The 18,789-nt window shown below is 38.3% G+C and carries 17 protein-coding genes and 1 pseudogene; 1 reads left to right on the top strand and 17 read right to left on the bottom strand.

Features of this window, described 5'->3' with window-relative positions:
- Positions 1 to 63: 63 nt before the first annotated feature.
- The 11 genes from MWU78_RS03560 to MWU78_RS03610 form a co-directional block, all read right to left on the bottom strand.
- The gene (locus MWU78_RS03560; protein ID WP_246995041.1) at positions 64 to 462 is read right to left on the bottom strand and encodes a response regulator; all 399 of its coding nucleotides are present in this window, start codon (positions 460 to 462) and stop codon (positions 64 to 66) included.
- Complete coding sequence (locus MWU78_RS03565) at positions 437 to 1,810, bottom strand: PAS domain-containing protein (RefSeq protein WP_246995043.1); 1,374 nt, start codon at positions 1,808 to 1,810, stop codon at positions 437 to 439. Before MWU78_RS03565 ends, MWU78_RS03560 begins: the two co-directional genes overlap by 26 nt.
- 362 nt (positions 1,811 to 2,172) lie before the next feature.
- Entirely contained in the window at positions 2,173 to 4,548 is a 2,376-nt protein-coding gene (locus MWU78_RS03570) for a prolyl oligopeptidase family serine peptidase (RefSeq protein WP_246995045.1), read from the bottom strand.
- 145 nt (positions 4,549 to 4,693) lie between these two features.
- On the bottom strand, positions 4,694 to 5,305 hold the full coding sequence (locus MWU78_RS03575) for a helix-turn-helix domain-containing protein (protein ID WP_246995047.1): 612 nt from the start codon (positions 5,303 to 5,305) through the stop codon (positions 4,694 to 4,696).
- Between the two features lie 55 nt (positions 5,306 to 5,360).
- On the bottom strand, positions 5,361 to 5,573 hold the full coding sequence (locus MWU78_RS03580; RefSeq protein ID WP_281503788.1) for a DUF2024 family protein: 213 nt from the start codon (positions 5,571 to 5,573) through the stop codon (positions 5,361 to 5,363).
- A 115-nt stretch (positions 5,574 to 5,688) separates the two neighbouring features.
- Complete coding sequence (locus MWU78_RS03585; RefSeq protein ID WP_111624247.1) at positions 5,689 to 5,922, bottom strand: thioredoxin family protein; 234 nt, start codon at positions 5,920 to 5,922, stop codon at positions 5,689 to 5,691.
- A gap of 126 nt (positions 5,923 to 6,048) precedes the next feature.
- Positions 6,049 to 6,696, bottom strand: a complete 648-nt coding sequence (locus MWU78_RS03590; RefSeq protein WP_246995051.1) for a cation transporter — start codon at positions 6,694 to 6,696, stop codon at positions 6,049 to 6,051.
- Positions 6,697 to 6,816: 120 nt separating this feature from the next.
- Positions 6,817 to 7,305: a GNAT family N-acetyltransferase gene (locus MWU78_RS03595; protein ID WP_246995053.1), complete on the bottom strand. Its 489-nt coding sequence runs from the start codon at positions 7,303 to 7,305 to the stop codon at positions 6,817 to 6,819.
- A 274-nt stretch (positions 7,306 to 7,579) separates the two neighbouring features.
- Complete coding sequence (locus MWU78_RS03600) at positions 7,580 to 8,236, bottom strand: SCO family protein (RefSeq protein ID WP_246995055.1); 657 nt, start codon at positions 8,234 to 8,236, stop codon at positions 7,580 to 7,582.
- Positions 8,217 to 9,899 carry a hypothetical protein gene (locus MWU78_RS03605; RefSeq protein ID WP_246995057.1) on the bottom strand — a complete coding sequence of 561 codons (1,683 nt, stop codon included), beginning with the start codon at positions 9,897 to 9,899 and terminating at the stop codon, positions 8,217 to 8,219. Before MWU78_RS03605 ends, MWU78_RS03600 begins: the two co-directional genes overlap by 20 nt.
- Positions 9,900 to 10,574: 675 nt before the next feature.
- Positions 10,575 to 11,003, bottom strand: a complete 429-nt coding sequence (locus MWU78_RS03610) for a DUF1801 domain-containing protein (protein WP_246995060.1) — start codon at positions 11,001 to 11,003, stop codon at positions 10,575 to 10,577.
- A 406-nt stretch (positions 11,004 to 11,409) separates the two neighbouring features.
- Between MWU78_RS03610 and MWU78_RS03615 the strand changes: the two genes are divergently transcribed.
- A complete protein-coding gene (locus MWU78_RS03615; RefSeq protein WP_246995062.1) occupies positions 11,410 to 12,747 on the top strand; it encodes a Gfo/Idh/MocA family oxidoreductase in 1,338 nt (445 codons plus the stop codon).
- Between the two features lie 154 nt (positions 12,748 to 12,901).
- Here the strand turns inward: MWU78_RS03615 and bla are convergent, their stop codons facing one another.
- From bla to MWU78_RS03645, 6 genes and pseudogenes are all read right to left on the bottom strand, one after another.
- Entirely contained in the window at positions 12,902 to 13,594 is a 693-nt protein-coding gene (bla, locus tag MWU78_RS03620) for a subclass B1 metallo-beta-lactamase (protein WP_281503793.1), read from the bottom strand.
- Between the two features lie 114 nt (positions 13,595 to 13,708).
- Positions 13,709 to 14,299 carry a YdeI family protein gene (locus MWU78_RS03625; protein ID WP_246995066.1) on the bottom strand — a complete coding sequence of 197 codons (591 nt, stop codon included), beginning with the start codon at positions 14,297 to 14,299 and terminating at the stop codon, positions 13,709 to 13,711.
- A 159-nt stretch (positions 14,300 to 14,458) separates the two neighbouring features.
- Positions 14,459 to 14,830 carry a VOC family protein gene (locus MWU78_RS03630; protein ID WP_348647053.1) on the bottom strand — a complete coding sequence of 124 codons (372 nt, stop codon included), beginning with the start codon at positions 14,828 to 14,830 and terminating at the stop codon, positions 14,459 to 14,461.
- 109 nt (positions 14,831 to 14,939) lie between these two features.
- Positions 14,940 to 16,544 (bottom strand): annotated as a pseudogene (locus MWU78_RS03635) (sulfatase).
- A 45-nt stretch (positions 16,545 to 16,589) separates the two neighbouring features.
- Positions 16,590 to 17,306: a VIT family protein gene (locus tag MWU78_RS03640; RefSeq protein WP_246995070.1), complete on the bottom strand. Its 717-nt coding sequence runs from the start codon at positions 17,304 to 17,306 to the stop codon at positions 16,590 to 16,592.
- Between the two features lie 297 nt (positions 17,307 to 17,603).
- Positions 17,604 to 18,635 (bottom strand): cadherin domain-containing protein, encoded by a 1,032-nt coding sequence (locus MWU78_RS03645; protein WP_246995072.1) that lies wholly within the window; start codon positions 18,633 to 18,635, stop codon positions 17,604 to 17,606.
- Between the last annotated feature and the right edge of the window lie 154 nt (positions 18,636 to 18,789).

An 18,789-nucleotide genomic window follows, 5' to 3' on the forward strand; every position in this document is an offset into this window, starting at 1 on the left:
TGAATGGATTAAACTTTCCAGAAAGTGCAAAATAAAGTCTTAAAGTGTGGACGAGGAAACAGCCTATTCCTGTAGTTCCAAATATTCCATAAGCACCGGTACTTTTTCAATCTTTTCCTTGGTCAAAGGTTTTTGAATAAAATGTACAATGTTGGCATATGTTTTGGATTTATCCAAATCTGCGTAATCCGCAGAGGAAGTTAAAATTATGACGCTGATGCTTTTTTCCAAGCCATGGTTGCAAATCTCATCCATAAATTCCCAACCATTCATTACAGGCATATTTATATCCAAAAGCAACATATAGGAAATGTCGGGACCATTATTATCGAGTATATGGTCTAGAGCCAATTTTCCATTCTTAAATTGGTCAATTTTGGAATTGGTGTATTTTGAAAACAGTTTGTTATGCAAAAAAAGAATTACGGGGTCGTCATCAATCTGCAATAATCTGTAGGTCATTCTTTTTCTCTTTTAGTTGGGTGTCGTTAATAATCTTGGCTATATTTTTGGTCATTATATCCATTTCATTGGCCGAATTTGTAATTTCGGTATTGATATAATGCCTTTCCTCCTTACATATGGATTCATGATCTGTGAGTAAATTTATTAGACCCATTAAGCGTACCAAAGGCGCTCTCAGTTCATGGGATTGCATCCAGCCTATCTTTTTTAGACTCTTATTTTGATTTTCTATGAATTTTAAATATTTCATTTTTTCTGAAATATCTATGGCGATGATTTGCCTACATTTTTGGCCATTATAGGTAATAGGACTACTATATAGATGCACTGTTAATATTTCTCCCTTTTTGGTAATATGTTTAAAATGGCCATCGAAAAGGTTTAAATAATTTTGCCGAGTTATTTGAACCTGTTTTTCCAGATTTGTCAACTCACATTTTGGCCTTATGTCTGCCAAAGTCATGCCCATGAACTCTTCTTTGCTATAACCATATTTTTCTATAGCAGCCGTATTAACATTTAAAAATGATAATGTTTCTAGGTCATACACCCATGAAGGCTGGGGAGAATGCTGAAATAGGCTATGGTATTTTTCTTCGGATACCTGAAGTTGTTCGGTATACAATTTCTCCTTAGTGATATCGGTAATTACAATGTCTAGAAAACAACTGCCATCTTTATCCTTTATAGGTGTGCCTACACCCTGACACCAAAGAATCTCGTCTTCATTTGAAATCACACGCCATTGGCATTCGAAAAATTCCATTTTCGCAAATGAATTGCTCAGGGCGTATCTAATTCTACCAAGATCATCCTTATGTGCTAAATTACGTAAATAGTCTTCATCCTTTAAAAGGGTTTTACATGGTATATTCCAGTGTTGTAGGGCTTCCTCACTTATATACTCAACTTTAAGATTGTTGCTGGAATCTTGTCGTAAGCGCAGTATTATAATGGAAACGTTTTTAAGGATGGATTTTAATTGGGTATTCTTTTTTTTCTTGTCCGTAACCTCCTGTATGGTTCCAATTCCGCCTATAGGACTATTGGAGGTGCTAAATTCATTGGCTAGACCAGATTCTTTTATCCATCTCCAGGACCCATCCTTATGCTTAAACCTATAGGACATTTCAAAGGAGTGATTGGTGCCTTTTTTATATTCCTTCCATGATTTTTGAAGTAAATCAAAATCTCCAGGATAAAATAACTTCTTGAAACTGTCCGAAGTAAATGATTGATCGGCGGGTTCTACATATCCCAGGACATTTTTAATGTATTCAAGATTCTTGAATATAGGGTCTTCTTCATCCCATCTCCATCCATAATACTTGTTCTGCGTTCCCATACTCGTTAAAGATTACCTAGTTGCTTGTCCTATATTCTAATAACTTAGTAGACTAACCTGGACTTAGCCTTGTCCAAATTAAATTTAAATGTTAAGATATGATTCAATTTAGATAATATATAATGCAAACGGCTTATTTTTCAAATACGTATGTCCTTTTATGCTTTTTGTGTCTTTAATTGGTGCCGAATACCTTAGTACATTGGAATATTACCATTAAGAAGTGAGAATGTATAATACTTAGTTCATTTTGGGTACGGTCTAATTGACTGGCATGTAATATGTGGAATTAAATAAAGGGTTAGTCCAGGTTGCCATCGGGCCTTCGCAGACAGGTAATGGTGTACAGCGTTTGATTCGACTTAGTTTTTATTTAGCAAACTTTGTTGGAAGAGCTTAAAGATACGGGTGTATTCATCTGTCCAGCTACTGGGCTCCACAAAACCGTGCCGTTCTACCGGGTATACTGCCATTTCCCAATTGTGTTTCTCCAATTCGATCAGGCGTTGGGATAATCTCACCATATCCTGAAAATGTACGTTGTCATCTATCATGCCGTGCAAGATCAATAAATCGCCCTTTAATCCGTCCGCAAAATAAATAGGGGAACTTCTTCGGTAGGCCAAACTATCCGTGACCGGAGTGTTTAAGATCCGTGCCGTATATCCGTGGCTGTATGCTGCCCAGTCTCCTACGGACCTGATCGCTGCACCCGCTTTAAAAATGTCAGGGGTGGTAAACATTCCCATTAAGGTTATAAATCCTCCATAGGAGCCACCATAGATGCCTATTTTATCCTGGTCTATTCCTAATTCCCGTACCAAATACGCTGCTCCATCCACTTGGTCAGTCAAGTCCTTTCCACCCATATGTCTGTAAATTCCAGTACGCCAGTCCCGACCATAACCAGCACTGCCCCTATAATCTATATCCAACACGGTATAACCATTGTCCAACAAGAGATTGTGGAACATATACTCTCTGTAATAGGTACTCCACCATTTATGGGCGTTTTGCAAATATCCCGCACCATGTACAAAAATTACCGCAGCCTTATTTTTTATATCGGAATTGGGTTTGTACAATCGGGCATGTACCGCTTCGCCATCCATGGCCTTAAAAGTTATTATTTCTGGGTCACGCCATTGGTACGCCTGAAAATCTTTGGTAGTGGAGTAGGTGATTTGTTTTGCCTCTGCTTTGGATTTTACCCAAATAGGATTGTCCTGCAGATAAAGTTCCGTGGGCTTGTTGGTGTAAGAATGCAGTATGGCCATTTTACGCTCGTCTGGGGACAGGGTAACCTCGTTGGCTCCGGTCATTTGGGTTAGCTGTTGAAGTTTTCCACCTCCAATGGGCATGCTATAAAACTGGCGATCCCCGGGATGGTTCTTATTGGCCGTAAAATACCAGCGTTTTTTATCCTTTGAGATTTGAGGGTTGTAAATTTCAAATTCACCCGAAGTTAATGCCGTAACTTTTTTGGAGTTTACATCTATGATGTAAAGATGTGAATAGCCCGTTTTTTCGGATTGGAACCATATACTTTTTCCGTCGGGCATCCAGCCCATTTCGCCTCCATCGTATCCTCCAATGCCAGGTCCGGCGATCCAAGCTTCGTCATGTTGGCGATCTAACTGCGTAACCGTACCTTTTTGTGGATCTAGAAGTACGATCCACCGGTCCTTATAGTCGTTGCTATTTATATCCAGCACCGCATATTTTCCGTCCTCGCTCCAAATAGGGCCATCAATATAGCCTAGCCTGTTTTTGTTTTCATAAGTCTTATCCGGATAATCCTTGGTGTACTCAGGTACGTAATCCAACCCTTCCAGGCTGTCCAGGACCACTGGAAAGGCTTTTCTGTTGGCAATGTCATATACGAACAATTCATATTCGTAAGGTTCGTTGCCCACCTTAGATCTTGTATTTTCATCTTCGGTATAGCCCGATTCGGTTACGTAATGGGGAACAATGGTACCCTTATTGCCATTTGGAGATTTAGCAGCTATGTAAGTAATATACTTTCCATTGGGGCTAATCCTTTGATTGTAAATTGATTTGTCTTCGGGGTCAATAGGTAAAGGTTCCTTAGCCTCCAAGCGTTTGTTCATTTCCTCGGCCGCGTCTTTCTTTGTTTTTCGTTCACGCAGTACATCAAATAGGCTTAATTGATCTTCGTATAACCATTGATCTTTTTGGCTTTTTTCGTCCTCCGTTTTTTTGGACTTAATTTTGGTAAGCTGTACGGTACTCCCGTTGGCTATGTTCCAGGTAAAAAGTTTTTTATCCTTTTGGTAGGCCACTTTGGTGCCATTCTCCGTGAAATGGGGGCTGCTTTCGTATTCTTCGGTCTGGGTTATCTGGGTAATATGTTGGTTTTTAAGATTTAATAGAAATATATCGCCCCGTTTGGCATATAATTTCAGAGATCGATCCTGGTTATAAACCCCGTTAGTACTTGGTAGAGCGTATTCGGTCTCAAAATCGGTTTTTATCGTCTTGGCCGATTTTAAATGGTAGGTGTAAAGGGAGTCACTTTGTGCGTGTATGGGGTTCCAATCAAAATATAGAGTCTGACCATTTATGGACCACCGGGGGTTGGAAGGAAGATGCCCCACAAAGTCATCGCCCTGCATAATTTCCTTAATTGTTAATGTTGAGGTATTACCTTGCTGAGCAAGACAAGGGATAATGGACAATAGAAATATGCCGCAGAGTAGACAAATGTTCTTCATTTACTTTATTTAAAAGCCTAGGGTGACCTTAGTTTGGATTTACCAGTTTTTCTTAAAACATGGAAGCCGTAAATATCCTAAATCTTGGCTAATATCACAAAGTTGTGGAGAAGATATTCTATTATAGGAGTTTGGACCGGAAGTTTTAGTACGCGTGCCTTTCTTCAAATTCAGGGCAATCCAACCTAATATCCGTATTCAATAATTCCTTGTTCAACAAATTACAATAGTCCTGCTCGTTGTTCCTACTGTAAAATTTACAGCCGTAACAGGTCCTTTGAACGGTAAGTATTCCACTTCTATTTAATTGATAGATAAGTTTGCTTATGGTGCCGAATAAACCTTCCAGGTCGGTCTGATTTATATTTGTGAGCTGAGCTTTTAAGGGATTGGCAAAATTGGAGGTTTCTTCCACCATTTTATTGCCAGTTGTGGACAAACCAATGGAATAACTTCTACTATCATTGGAGGAGTAGTTTTTGGTTATTAAGGCTTTCTTGTCCAACACTTTAATAGCATCACTTATAGTTGGTTTGGTAATATTGAATTCTTTGGCCAAGTGACTTACATTACAAAATTCGGTTTTGTGGTAAGCGATGAAAATTAAGATTTGGATTTGAATGGGACTTAATCCCAATAATTTAGCTTTATCCCATAGCAATACCTTGAACGCTTCGGATATACGTTCAAGTCCGGCAACAATTTTACTGGAAACGTCCATCTCCTGATGGTCTGGATTAAAAATACTCTTGTCCATATAAAAAGCCTGCCGGGATTTTGCCCGACAGGCAAAGTTAGTTATCCTAATTATATTATTGGCAATTTTTCATTTCTATGATATAATACCCATTTTTATTGATGGTATCCGCTATGGTATCTGGAACTTGTTCCATATGGTAGAACTTACATTCCTTGGAGGATAATTCAGCTGTTTGGAACGGCTTTTTGGATAGAAATTCACGACCGTAACTAAAAATAAAGTCCTTATTTTTCATAGTACTGGGTACTAGTATATCAAAATTCATGGTCTATTGGTCTTCACGGGCTACGTAGGTGTCCCAAACCCATATTTTCATGGCGTTCATTACTAAAATTATGAAATAAATTATTAGGAATCCTAACTTTTTGGGTTAATTTTTTTTAACCCTTTACATCTGCCATGGAAGCGCCAAAGTTAATGTGGAGCACATTTCCAGTAGGGGTAACCAAAGCTGGAACCGATTTAACACCTGCTTTTTCGGCTTCGGGAATACGAGATTTGCTGGTACCGAAATGTACAATTTCTACATTGTCTTTTCCTACTAATTCTAAGATCTCATGTTCTGCACTTAGGCATACTGGACATCCTGCGTGATAAAAAACTGATTTTTTCATTGTTCTTAAATTTAGGTTATAGCATTATTGCAATACAAATATAGTAAGGAATCCTAACTATTCAAATTATATTGATCATTTTTGCAATAACACATATGATTTCAGGTTAGTTTCGGGTGGTGGGAATCAATGGCAGCCACAATATTTATCGCTATTGGCCTTTTCAAAACATTCCTTCCCTTCCTTAAATGAGAAATATGAAAGCCCCAATGTGCCAATACTATCTATGTAAGGAATGTTCCACAGTTCATAGATACCGCTACTGATCAAAAGGATAATTGACATATATACACAGACCATGGTACAATTGGCATCGGAGAGAATAGGTTCCGAAGCCAGTTTTTTTCCCACATTTCTTTTGCCCACTACAAGCATCCACATGATGGCAATGGAGACGATAGAAATGACAACACCCCAAAAGGTGGTAATTGGTTTGTGACCACTCCATATGTTATAAAGGCTGGTAAATACCAAGGCCACCACCAGACCATAAAAGGCGAATCCTGTAATCCTCAAAGCGGTACGTTCAAAGGGATCTTTATTACTATCAGGTCTTTTTTGAATCCTAATAATCATATGTGCTATTCCAATACCGGAGATGACCTCTATAAAACTATCCGCACCAAAACCGAAAAGCGCCAGACTCTCGTCTTCGAAGCCCAAGTAGGTGGAGATTAGACCTTCGGCAATATTGTAGATTATGGTGAACAAGGCAAATCTAAGGGCAAGTTTATAAAGGCGGTTATTGTCTGTGGTTGCCATTATATTTTCCATTTTGTTCGATTTATATTATACAGCCAAAAGAGATTGTTGTTTTATGGAATGCCATTTTAATGATTTCTATTTTATGTAAAGATATTCAGACTTTAGTAAAATCTTGGTCTCCCTTGACTTTTAATTTAGGTTCTTGGTCAAATCCAATTCGAAATACTTGGCCGATTCGTGGGGATTATGGCGATAGGCAGAAATTTCTACAAAACCATTGTCCGTATACAATTTTATGGCCGATTTCATAAAGTCGGCCGTGTCCAATTTTACACTTTTGTATTGTAGTTTCCTGGCGGTATCCAGACATTTTTTCAATAACAGTTGCCCTATGCCCAAGCCTCTGCTGTTTGGTTTTACGTACATTCTTTTAACTTCACAATCTTCCGCGTTGAATTTACGGATACCGGCGATGCCAACGGCCTCCCCGTTTATATAGGCAAGAAATAATCCACCGTCCTTGGGGTTATACATTTGCGGTAAGCCTTCCATTTCTTGATCAAAGTTTTGAAAGGAGAGGTCAATTCCCAACCAGGCTACATATTCCAAAATCAACTCTTTTGCCTCAAGGTATTGGGTCGTGGTTTGGGCCAGTTTTATTTCAATCTTGTTTTTCATGCAGGATTTAATGGATTATTCGGTTAAACTAGTATACGAAAAGTTTGGAAATTTACAGAAGAATCACTGGAAAATTAGGTTCGGGAAATGTTTTTGTTGAAAGCAATATGCACTTTCCAAAATGGCCAATTTTTTACTAGCAGTCTGTTTCTTAATATAATACTAGAATGCCAAAGGGAGGCAGGTATTAAGAACTGATTAGTCGTCCTTTTTGTATAGGCCCGATTTGAATCCCTTTATAATTATTAAGTGTCTTATCCAAGATTTATTTTCATCAGTTTGCTAAAACGTTAATATCCTCTATTAATCGCTCAATTTCTTCACTATTTGTCCCATCATAAATTCCTCGTATTTGTTTTTTCTTATCAACCAATATAAAGTTGGGGGTATGAATAAAATCTTGCAGTCCACCATCACCTTGCTCAACAACGGCAAAAAAACTTTTCCTTGCTAATTCATAAATATGCTTTTTATTTCCAGTAGTTATATTCCATTTAGAATCTACTACGCCTTTGTCGGTTGCGTATTTTCGCAGGACAGGAATGCTATCAATGGTAGGTGTTACGGACAATGATAAAAACATAACTTCGTCGTTGTTTAGAAATTTATGTTGAAGTTCAACCATATTGTTAGTCATTACAGGACAAATACTTGGGCAATTTGTAAAAAAGAAATCGACGACATATATTTTGTCTTTGTAGTCTTCTTGCGTTATAATTTTTCCATTTTGATTTATCAATTCAAAATTGGCAACAGTATGATCTTTAGCAGTACTTTGTAAACTGATATCTACTAATTCTGGATTAAAGTCGGAAGGATTATAGACGGGTAATTCTTTTTTTGTCGTCTCATTACAAGACAACAAGCACCAAATAAGGGAGCCTATGAGGATGTAATAGAGCCTGTTCATTTTAAATGATATTCTTTTCAAGGAATGTTTTGGCCTCTTTTATTTCTTGTCTATCGCTATCTGCGTTCTTTGTTAGTTCTATCAATGCTTTAAAAAAGGCTGTTGCTTTTTCTTTATTGCCTGCCTGTTTAGATGCAATTGCTGCACCATAGATTCCGTTGAATCTGTTAGGGCGCCGTTCTAGATTTAACTCATAGGCGGCTAAGGCCTCGACAGGTTTGTTTAGTGTTAGGAGCATGTCTGCCAAAAGTTCATCTGCGGGTAAAATTTCCCCTGGCGTTACCGGATGTTTGGAGGTGAGGCTTTCCATTTCTGCGGCCGTATTCATTAATGATAGAGCTTCTTCACTATTCCCTTTTTTTAGATGAAGCCATGCCTCTATTGATTTAATTTGGATGGCTACTTGGTTAGCTTTATAAGGATCGTTCAATGTTATTAACTCCTTTTCAAGAGAACGCAGCAAATCAAGTTCTTCCTGAGCGGCTGATAGATTATTGGTATGAATATTCCCCAATGCCTTTGCAAATTGTAATAGGGCTTTTTGCCAAGGGAATTTCTGCCATTCCATCTCCGCAATTTGAGGCAGCTCTAAAGCTGCTGCTTCTTCCCAATCTTTGTTTTCCACAGCTATTCGTGTAGGAATGGATGCTGCTGTATATGCAATTTTAAAATTCGGCGGAAATATTTTTTTAAACGATTTAAGATAAGCGTACTGTTCCTTGGCAAGTGTATTGTTTCCTGTTTGCAAATAGGCATAAACCAGATATTCCATTGCATGTACTTCCTCATCCCAATGAGCTCCGGGTTCTATGCTTTCTGCATAACAAACAGCTGAAGCTGCTGAATTGATATTGGTGTTAATGGATTCTTCCCAAAGGCCCAAACGTGTAAATATGTGCGACGGCATATGCTGTGCGTGCGCAGAATTTGGAGCAATACTGGCATAGCGTCTGGCTGTGCTAAGGCCTAAGTGGGCCAATTCCGGATAATCATAAGAATGAATTATATAATGGGCAATGCCCGGATGGTTCGGTTCTTTCTTAAATAAATCTTCCAATATTTTTCCAGCTTCCCGTTGTTTGGAATAGGTTTTATCCGACTCTACAGCCGATGCACTAAGGGCCAAGGCATAGAAAACAGCTACTTCGGTATCCTCTCTATTTTCTTCATACATCTCTTTCATTTTTTGAGCATAAGCTAACTTCCTGGTTTGGTTATCTACTGTTTCCCAGTCCTTGTAAAAAGCACCTATGGCGGCAATATATTGTTCTGCTTTTTTTGACTTAGGCAATTTTTCAGCTATTGCAAGAAGTTTCACCCCCTTTTGTAATACGGATTTTTCAGGAGGTGCCCATAAACCGTGGTAAATACTCATAGCTACACCCCAATAGGCCATGGCACAATCTGGATCTTTATCCAATACCTGTACAAATGCTTTTTCTGCCTCGATATATTCAAAGGAATGAAGCAGAGAAATAGCAAGATTAAAAGTTTCCCTTGTTTCATAACTGCAGGCTTCAGAAAAGTTGACGTTGCCAAATTGTCCATTTCCACATAATTGCAGTTCACCTCTCAAAAGATTCAAAGAGGCTAAGTTAGGGTCCGGTTTATTGTTTTTACAGCCGATAAAGAAAGAAAGCACCACAACACTTGTAATCACCCATATTTTTTTTGAACGTTTCATATTCCCTAGGTATTGGATTATAATACTCAATGTTTTTGATACCCATAAGGTACAGTGTTAGATTATGATTGTGAATCATAATTCTGTTCCAAGCGTTAATCTTGGTCTTAAAAATGAGAGGGAGGTATTGAAGAGTTAAGGTACGATATTTTTTTGTATTTGCCTTGTATGTTAAAGGCATTGTCAGTAACAGGTTATTACCTTTTTAGCTAAGGTTTACCATGAAGTGTTACAACTAAATTTGGCAGTATATTACCATTGGAATTCTGTTTTACTCCTTGCTTACTTTCTTACGAATTTGGGAAACCAAACCAATTACTAATACAACGCCGGTTATAATAATCGGAGAATTTACGCTGCCTTTTTTGTATACCAATACTGTACCAATAACCCAAAGAACAAGAGCGATCGCAAATTTTATCTTTGTTGAGTTTTTCATATTTCTTTCTAAATATTGATTTTTATACTTGCTGCCAACAATTATATATAATCATTGGTCATTGGCGTTTAACTGCGGTAATAATAAGTGGGGGAAGTATGAAGGTATTAATTTACAATATTTTTTTAAGTGTGAGCTTGGCTACTTCTGAGTTGTACAAATAATCAAATTATCTTGTTGTTATTTACTATGTTTTCCGTGACGGACTTTGACGATTCCTATTCCATCCTCAAAATTTACATGCCCAAGGTAGGCAAATGTTTTACCTTGTGATAGGTGAGGGCAGCGGTAATGCAAGCTTGAAGTTCCTCTTTTGGAATACTGTCCTCCAATTGAAAAATGATGGCCCTATTGCCTTCGAATTTAAATGTATTGTTGAACACCATTTTAAAGGTAGGTACCAATTTACTGGTACACTTGAAGTACATGGCGTACTGATTTGGGGTTTTCGGTTTCCAATCTATTCTAATGGTACTTCCGGTTTTGGTTAAATAACTGGGTTCGCTCCATTTTAAAGTTTCTTCCAACACCCTTAGACCTTCTATTTTCTTGGCGGATTCAAGTATCAGCGTTCGTAGGTATTCTATTTTTTGTCGGATCTCTGGGGGGTAATCGTCAAAAACCATGGCAACCTTGGGATTCGTCTTTATCTGTAAACTAGTCATTGTCTATAATTTGGACTTAATGTTGGTTTTGGCCTTTACATGTTTTGGATTACTAAAGGTAGCGGATAGATTAAATTTATGCAATGGATTAAAAAAAAACCGTTGCATATACCTGGCGTTGATCATCTAATTATTAAAAATTAACAAAAATCTATGGCTGTTAACGTTAACGAATAAAAAAATAATACTAACTTTCATAGCAAAAGATAAAAGCTATTGTTCTGTTGCTCAAAATAAGGTCACCTTTACAGGGGAATAAACACCTGAAAAGGAGGAAGTGACCATGGAAGGCATTACCTACAAATGGGCGACATAGAGTCTTTTGCTTAATTGTTTAAACAATAAATAAAATGTTATAGTAAGTAAAACTATTGTGTAATTAAAGTTAATGTAAATATAGAGTCAAATGAAATCAACGAGAAGATCTTTTATTAAAAGAACGGCTGTGGCCAGTTCGGCTGTTATTGCCGCACCGACCATAATTTCATCCACCGTCTTTGGGGCCAACGACCGTATTAATGCGGCAGTATTGGGCGTCAATGGCCGTGGAAAAAGCCATATCCAGGGCCTTATGGCACAAAAGAATGTACAGGTTACCACTTTATGTGATCCGGACATGGATTTGTTGAGGGAGCGCCAAAAAACCTTTAAGGAAACGTATAAAAAAGATGTTGCCCTGGAGCAGGATCTTCGCAGGGTTATGGATAATAAGGATATAGACGTGGTTAGTATTGCATCACCAAACCATTGGCATGCCCTTTCTGTAATTTGGGCCTGCCAGGCAGGTAAGGACGCCTATGTTGAGAAACCGGGGTCGCACAATATCTGGGAAGGCCGTAAAATGGTGGAAGCAGCAGAAAAGTATGGCCGTATTGTACAGCACGGGGTTCAATTGAGAAGTTCCCCCGCTGTTAACGAGGCTATCAACCTAATGCGGGATGGATATATAGGTCGAGTATATATGGCCAGAGGCATTGTTTTTCGTTGGAGGGGCGATATCGGTGACCAAGGTTTTTCTCCCGTGCCGGCAGGAATCGATTACGATCTTTGGACTGGGCCTGCCCAAAAGCGTCCATTTACCAGGAATTTGGTGCATTACAATTGGCATTGGCATTGGGATTACGGAAATGGCGATGTGGGCAACCAGGGTATTCATGAAACCGATCTATGTATGTGGGGCTTGGATGTTGGGCTCCCTACTAAAATTACCTCCATGGGCGGTAAGTTCCTTTGGGACGATTGCAAGGAAGTGCCAGAAGTACTTACTTCAGTATATAACTACCCTGAAGAAAGGAAAATTATACAGTTTGAAGTACGGCCATGGTGTACCAACACCGAGGAAGGTGCCACTGTAGGAAATATTTTCTATGGAGATAAGGGAATATTGGTCGTAGACGGTTATGACAAGTATAAAACATATTTAGGAGAGGACAGAACACCAGGCAAATCTGGTGAGGATGGTGGAGAGTCCGGATCTGGAATGGACCGTGGTGCCGGGGGTACGGACGGGCATTTTGCCAATTTTATAGAGGCCGTGCGCAAGCGTGACAAAACTATTTTGAACGGACCGGTAGAAACTGCACATCTTTCCTCAGGATTGGCACATTTGGGCAACATTGCCTACAGAACGGGTCGTGTCCTGGACTTTAATCCAAAATCCGAATCCTTCGTAAACGACCAGGAAGCAGATAAAATGTTGAGACGAGATTACCGTAAAGGGTTTGAAGTTCCAGAAAATGTATAATTGGATAATGACTCCCGTTTAAGTAAATAAGACTGGAATGTTTAGTAAGATTAAAACCTTGGTCAGGGAATTCCTGGTCAGGGTTTTTTTATTTAATTCGAATTGTGCATAGGCCGAATAAGGGAGTACCGGTCCTTTTTATGGGGCTTATTGTTTACTGAAAGAGCTGTATGGTATAATCCAATAATGCCGTGCCCCCGTATTCGCCATGACCCGGGATTACAATTTTGGTATCAGGGTATTTTAATTTGATATTCTGCACGGTTGCTGGCCATTCAGCTGTATTGGCGTCACCTAAGTATCCTTTGCCTGCGTTTTTCTCTTTTATGAGGCATCCGCCAAAAATAGTTTCATCCTCAGGGAAATATCCTATAATATTGTCTTCGGTATGGCCTTCCCCAAAGTATTCCGCATACACTTTTTTCTCTCCGATATTCAAACTAAGCTTGCCGTTAAATTCATTTATGTGTTTGCTAAAGTTTAATTTCTTCGTTTTAAATAATGCCATTGTTTTATTATTGGCGTATACGGGAATGCCCTTATCAACAAAATTAGCGATCCCTCCAATACAATCTTCATGAAAATGGGTCGGTATTACAGCAGTTATATCCGTTTTCAATTTTTTGGTCACAAATTTTATTAGTTCCAAGGAACTTTTGTCGTCCGTGGGGGTGTCGAACACCACTCCTTTATGGTTATTGATGACCAACATTCCGTTAGAGGCAACTTTTCCGAAATCATCTGTATTTAAAAACGAAATATGCTGGTAAATATGCTGTGACAGTTTAAGAACAATTAAATTTTCGGATTCATAAACTTTTAAGCTGTCACTAGGAGCCAAGTTCATTACTTGAATTTTACCTGTCTTTGTAGTACTTGTTTGGAAGGGCGATGCCTTGAACGCCAACAAACTTAGCGCCGTAATTAGAATTATTGGCAATGGGTATTTGTACATAAAAATTTATGATTTTTGGTAGTCATTTAATCCCTTGCCGTTGAGAATTTGCTCCAAACATTTTTCTATTCTGGATACTCTGGTTTTGGACTGTTTGGGTTGGGAAAAATGAAGAAGATATCCTCTTTGTCGGCCAGGGGTAAGTGATTCGAAGGCAGATTTTAATTCAGGGGTTTCATTAAGTTTCTTTTGAAATTCCTCCGGCACCTTGTATTCCTTGGTCTTTTTAAAATCTATTTTTAATCCGGCTTTTTCTACCTCTACGGCCTCAAAGATGTAGGCCTTTAGGGTAGTTTCCATCTCCGCTATTTCCGCAGCATTGGTAAACCTTATCTGCCGTGCTGCCTGTACATTTTCGGTTTGTTGAACAAGGATGCCATTGGTATCCTTTAAAAGAGCGCCTTTGTGGAATAGCAGTGCACAGTATTCCTTAAACCCATGTATTAGAACTATGTTTGTACCCTTGAAGGTGTAACAGGGTTTGCCCCATTTCAATTCTTCCGTAAGTCCACAATCCAGAATAAGCATTCTCAATTTCTTATAAGCGTCCTGCCACTTACTAGCCTTATTAAAGAAAAAATCAAGCTCGGGATTCATAGGTTTCTAGTATATAAAATATCATCTAATGGGTTCTGAATGTTTTTACAATATTACAAGTAAAGATTGTTCTCTTAAAGAACACATTTGCAATAAAAATAAGAAATCTGGTGCAATCATCAAACGGTAGGCCTGAGCCAGAAATTGGCTTAGTTTATTTCAACCTTCATATGTGTGAAATTCGGTAACCGTTAAATAATAGCCATCGGGATCTCGAATTGAAAATTCCATTTTCCTCGAGTTCTTATTTAAGTGAATATCTTCTTCCATCGGGTAGCCCAATGCTTCGATGTTTTGTCGTATTCCTTTCATATTATCAGTCCTGAAATAAAGGATAAGTCCATTTCCAGGGGTAATTAGTGGATTGTTCATGGTAGGATGCTGGTGTTCTCCCCATTTGTGAAGGCAAATTAGGACTTCATCATTTTCAGACAACAAGACCTCAAACTCGTTTCCACCGTGCATACTTCTACAACCAAATACTGACTGATACCATTTAGAACTGGCTACAACATCTTTAACAGCTATTATGGGTCAGTTTTAATCATTACCTATGTTCTTTAAACTTGAATCGTTGGGTTAGTTGAGTGTTCGCTTATTGACTTTGTTTTCTAATGGGTTTTCTTTATTTCCAATTATTTTATTCTAGCACTTGCATCATCTCTGCCGATTCAATATCGGTTTTGTTGGTCCAACCGGCTTTTGGGTTTTCACCCTTCATCTGGCGCTCGTAAAAATTCCGGTCAGCTTCATTTGCGTACATATACTCATCAAAAACATGCCCATTTCCAAACATGCGAGGGTCTTTTTGTTCTTTTAATTCTTTAATTAATTGTGTTTCCAAATTACCCGCAGTTTCTAACAATCCAGGTTGGTCTATCAGATTATTAATGCAAAAAGGATCATCAACTACATTATATAACTCTTTATAGGGCCGTTTCCCAAAACAGAGATCCCAATACTTATTCGCACCCATTTTCCTTCTGTCATCCAATATTTGAGTTTTTGTAGCACCTCCATCGGTGTTTAAATAACCTGTTTCCGGATTTCCTGCAGGCCAGCGGTCTGTTTCAAAATTAAGTACCAACAAATAATCTCCCTTGCGAATGCCTCTAATTGGATATCCCGCATCATTTGGTCGTCCTACATCATGGCGCTCTTTACCAATTAGTACATGATCTCTGTCTGCCGATATATTTTCTCCATTATCGGAATATAATATATCAGTTAAACTTCTTCCTTCGATTGGCTGCATTTGTGATTTGGATTGTTCAATACCTGCCAATTCAAGAAATGTTGGTGCAAAATCGATAAAACTTACAAAATCATTAATATTACGACCTGGTTGTTTTAAACCGTCTTTCCACATAATTGCAAGAGGCAAATGGTTGGAATACTCATAGGCTTGACCTTTAACACGCGGAAATGGCATTCCGTTATCTGATGTTACGATAACAATTGTGTTGTCTAACATTCCCCTTTCCTCAAGGGTTTTTAGCATTCTCTCCAGATGTGAATCGAAATATTCTATTTCGTAAGCGTAATCGAGCATATCAGTTCTAACTGCTTCCGTGTCTGGCCAAAAACCCATTACTTCATCAACATCTTCGAGCTTCTTATTGCCTTTGTTTATACCGCTGCCATATTCATATTCACGATGAGGTTCGAACCCTCCATACCAAAAACAAAAAGGTTTGTCTTCTGTTTTCTCATTTAAAAATTCAATAAAATTGGCCGCGTAATCTATATTGGACATTGCAGTTGTGGGAGGCGTTGTTTTCTTTTCGTTAAATTCCTTTCCCAAAACAAGTCTTTGTTTTCCACTTTCGGTCAAGGCCACGGTTGGAGCCAATCCTTTGGCAGTTAAACCCACATGATAGCCGTTCTCACTGAGCGTTTCGGCATATGTTTTAAATTTAGTTGGAAAATAACTCCAATGATTACCCGCCTCTTCCAATTGTCATGAATTACGACCAGTTACAATACAGGAACGTGAAGGTGCGCACTTTGCATTAGGGGTATATGCGTTGGTAAACAGTAAACCTTGTTCAGCAATTCTATCGAATGTTGGAGTTTTTACCCAAGAGCTGCCATAGGCACCCATGTGCCTATAGGTAGCATCATCGGCAATACAGAAAAGTATGTTGGGAGGAGGACTTTCTACCTGTTTTTTTGCTGGATTGCAACTTAGCATTATCCACAAAAAGGTAATTGTTGAAAGGAAGGTGATTTTTAATTTATTCATTACGGGAAATTATATTTTTTGATTAGCCTAAGTTAAAACTTTTCATTAACCAATATTTACATTAAATAAATACCCGACCATAGCAGTCAACCCCATTGCCACTGTGCCCCAAAATGTGATTCTGATGATAGCCTTACTAATACCTGATCCACCCGTTTTTGCTGCTAGCGCCCCTAGGATGATCAGGAAAAAAAGAGCAAAACCGTAAAGGGAATACTCCATGCTTTTTAAGGGCAAGAAGAGGGTTACGATGAGAGGTAGTATTCCACCAACTGTAAAAGCTGCTCCGGAGGCAAAAGCGGCTTGCATGGGTTTGGCTTTACTTATTTCATTCAAGCCCAATTCATCTCTCATGTGTGTTCCTAACGCATCGTGTTCTGTTAGTTCTTTTGCTACTGTTATTGCGGTTTCTTTTTTCAGTCCTCTTTTTTCATAAATCTCAACTAACAGCTGCAATTCGATCTCAGGTGTTTCTGTTAATTCTATTTTCTCTCTTTCAATATCTGCTTTTTCTACATCGGTCTGGGAACTTACGGAAACGTATTCACCTGCTGCCATAGATAGAGCACCAGCTACCAATCCTGCTAGAGTTGCTAACACAATTGGGTCTCTAACTTCACTTGCAGCGGCAACACCTATTGCAAGACTTGCCGTTGATAAAATTCCGTCATTGGCCCCAAGAACAGCTGCTCTTAACCAGTTACTTCGGTGGATGTAATGGTTGTCCAAATAATTGTCTATATTCTTTTTGGGTCCTTTCATTTTATTGGTTTGGTTTAACAGTTTCGGCCATGAGTAGTTGTATGTGTTAGCGATTAATCCCGCTCGTACTGAACGATACCTGCCCGACTTTGTTATTCAGGTGGGCGTTCGGGCCAATTTGCTAGCAAACACCAAACTGAAAATCTGTCCTGCCACGCTTTTGAGTGTAGAGGATTTTCGGCACGAAATCGAGCCGATTAAAAATAAGAAATTCTCAGTTTTCTATGTATAATGACTGAATTATAAACAATGTTGTACAATGTTTTTAATCTCAATAAAGTTAAAATATTTTTAAATTTATTGAAGAATAGAATTCTCTATAATATACTCCTCAATTAACATTCTCATTTCAGTTTGTGTCAAACCAACCGAAGTGCCTGAATGGTATAAAGCTTTAATGATTTCTACATCAAATGTATTAAATTCTGGGGCTGGTGCGGAACACATAAAACTACGACCCCCATTGTCGCAATACTGATTAGAGGTATGACCTAATCCTAAAATATGACCCAATTCATGAATAAAAATACCTTTATTAGTGTTATTCACCCAAATCCGGCCCTCAATTATATGATTATTTGCATTCGCATTATATAAGGCATAGCCTTGCAAATTACTGTCAGAAACTAAATTAAACATATCGGGCCATATTTGCTGAATGGAAGACTGTGCTCCCAAAATTAAATGTACGTTAGATTCTTCCAAACTGCTAACAAGGGTTAATGTCGTATTATCCGTAATTAGAGCATTGAATTCTTCAAGAAAGCTCTCTATCATTTGTTGATAGGCGGTAGTGATGTTTCCCTCTATGAAAAGTTTAACTTCATTTTGCCATTTTTCACTTAGAGAACCACCGCTAGAGGTTGGCGACAACTTATAGGTTAAATAAACGTACTCATTAATAAAACTTTTCTGCAAATTAGTCAAAGGACCATCATCTACATCTAATACATTGATGGTAATAGTTGCAGTTTTTTTTCCTCCTTTATTATCTTTGATACTCACATTGAAATTTAGTGTGGTTTCATTTTCATAATCAAGAATAGAATTAGCTGTTGTTTTTATTTCTCCAGTCGATGAATTAACTAATAAGTCAATGTCAGATTCTAGTTGAAAGGTAAGGTTGTCATTATCTGCATCTGTTGCTTCCAAAATGCCAATGGTTTTCAATTTACCTAGATCTTCAGGAACATCAAATTCTTGATTTGTCATAACTGGGATGTTATTTGGAATAGGGTCAGGATCAGATGTTTCGTCAGTACTACAGGAAATGACAAATAGTATAAAACCCAAAACGTATACTTTTGGTAATAATTTTTGCATTTTCATTTTTGTTATTTAAATGTTAAGACTGTTAAAATATTGTACAACGGTCTCGGAAATGAGTAGCTGCATTTGTTGGCGAATTATCCTGCTCGTACCGAACGATACCTGCCCAACTTTGTTATTTAGGCGGGAGTTCCGGCGGATTTGCAAGTAAACA

It is taken from the genome of Arenibacter sp. F26102, from assembly GCF_023015865.1.
Classification (GTDB): domain Bacteria; phylum Bacteroidota; class Bacteroidia; order Flavobacteriales; family Flavobacteriaceae; genus Arenibacter.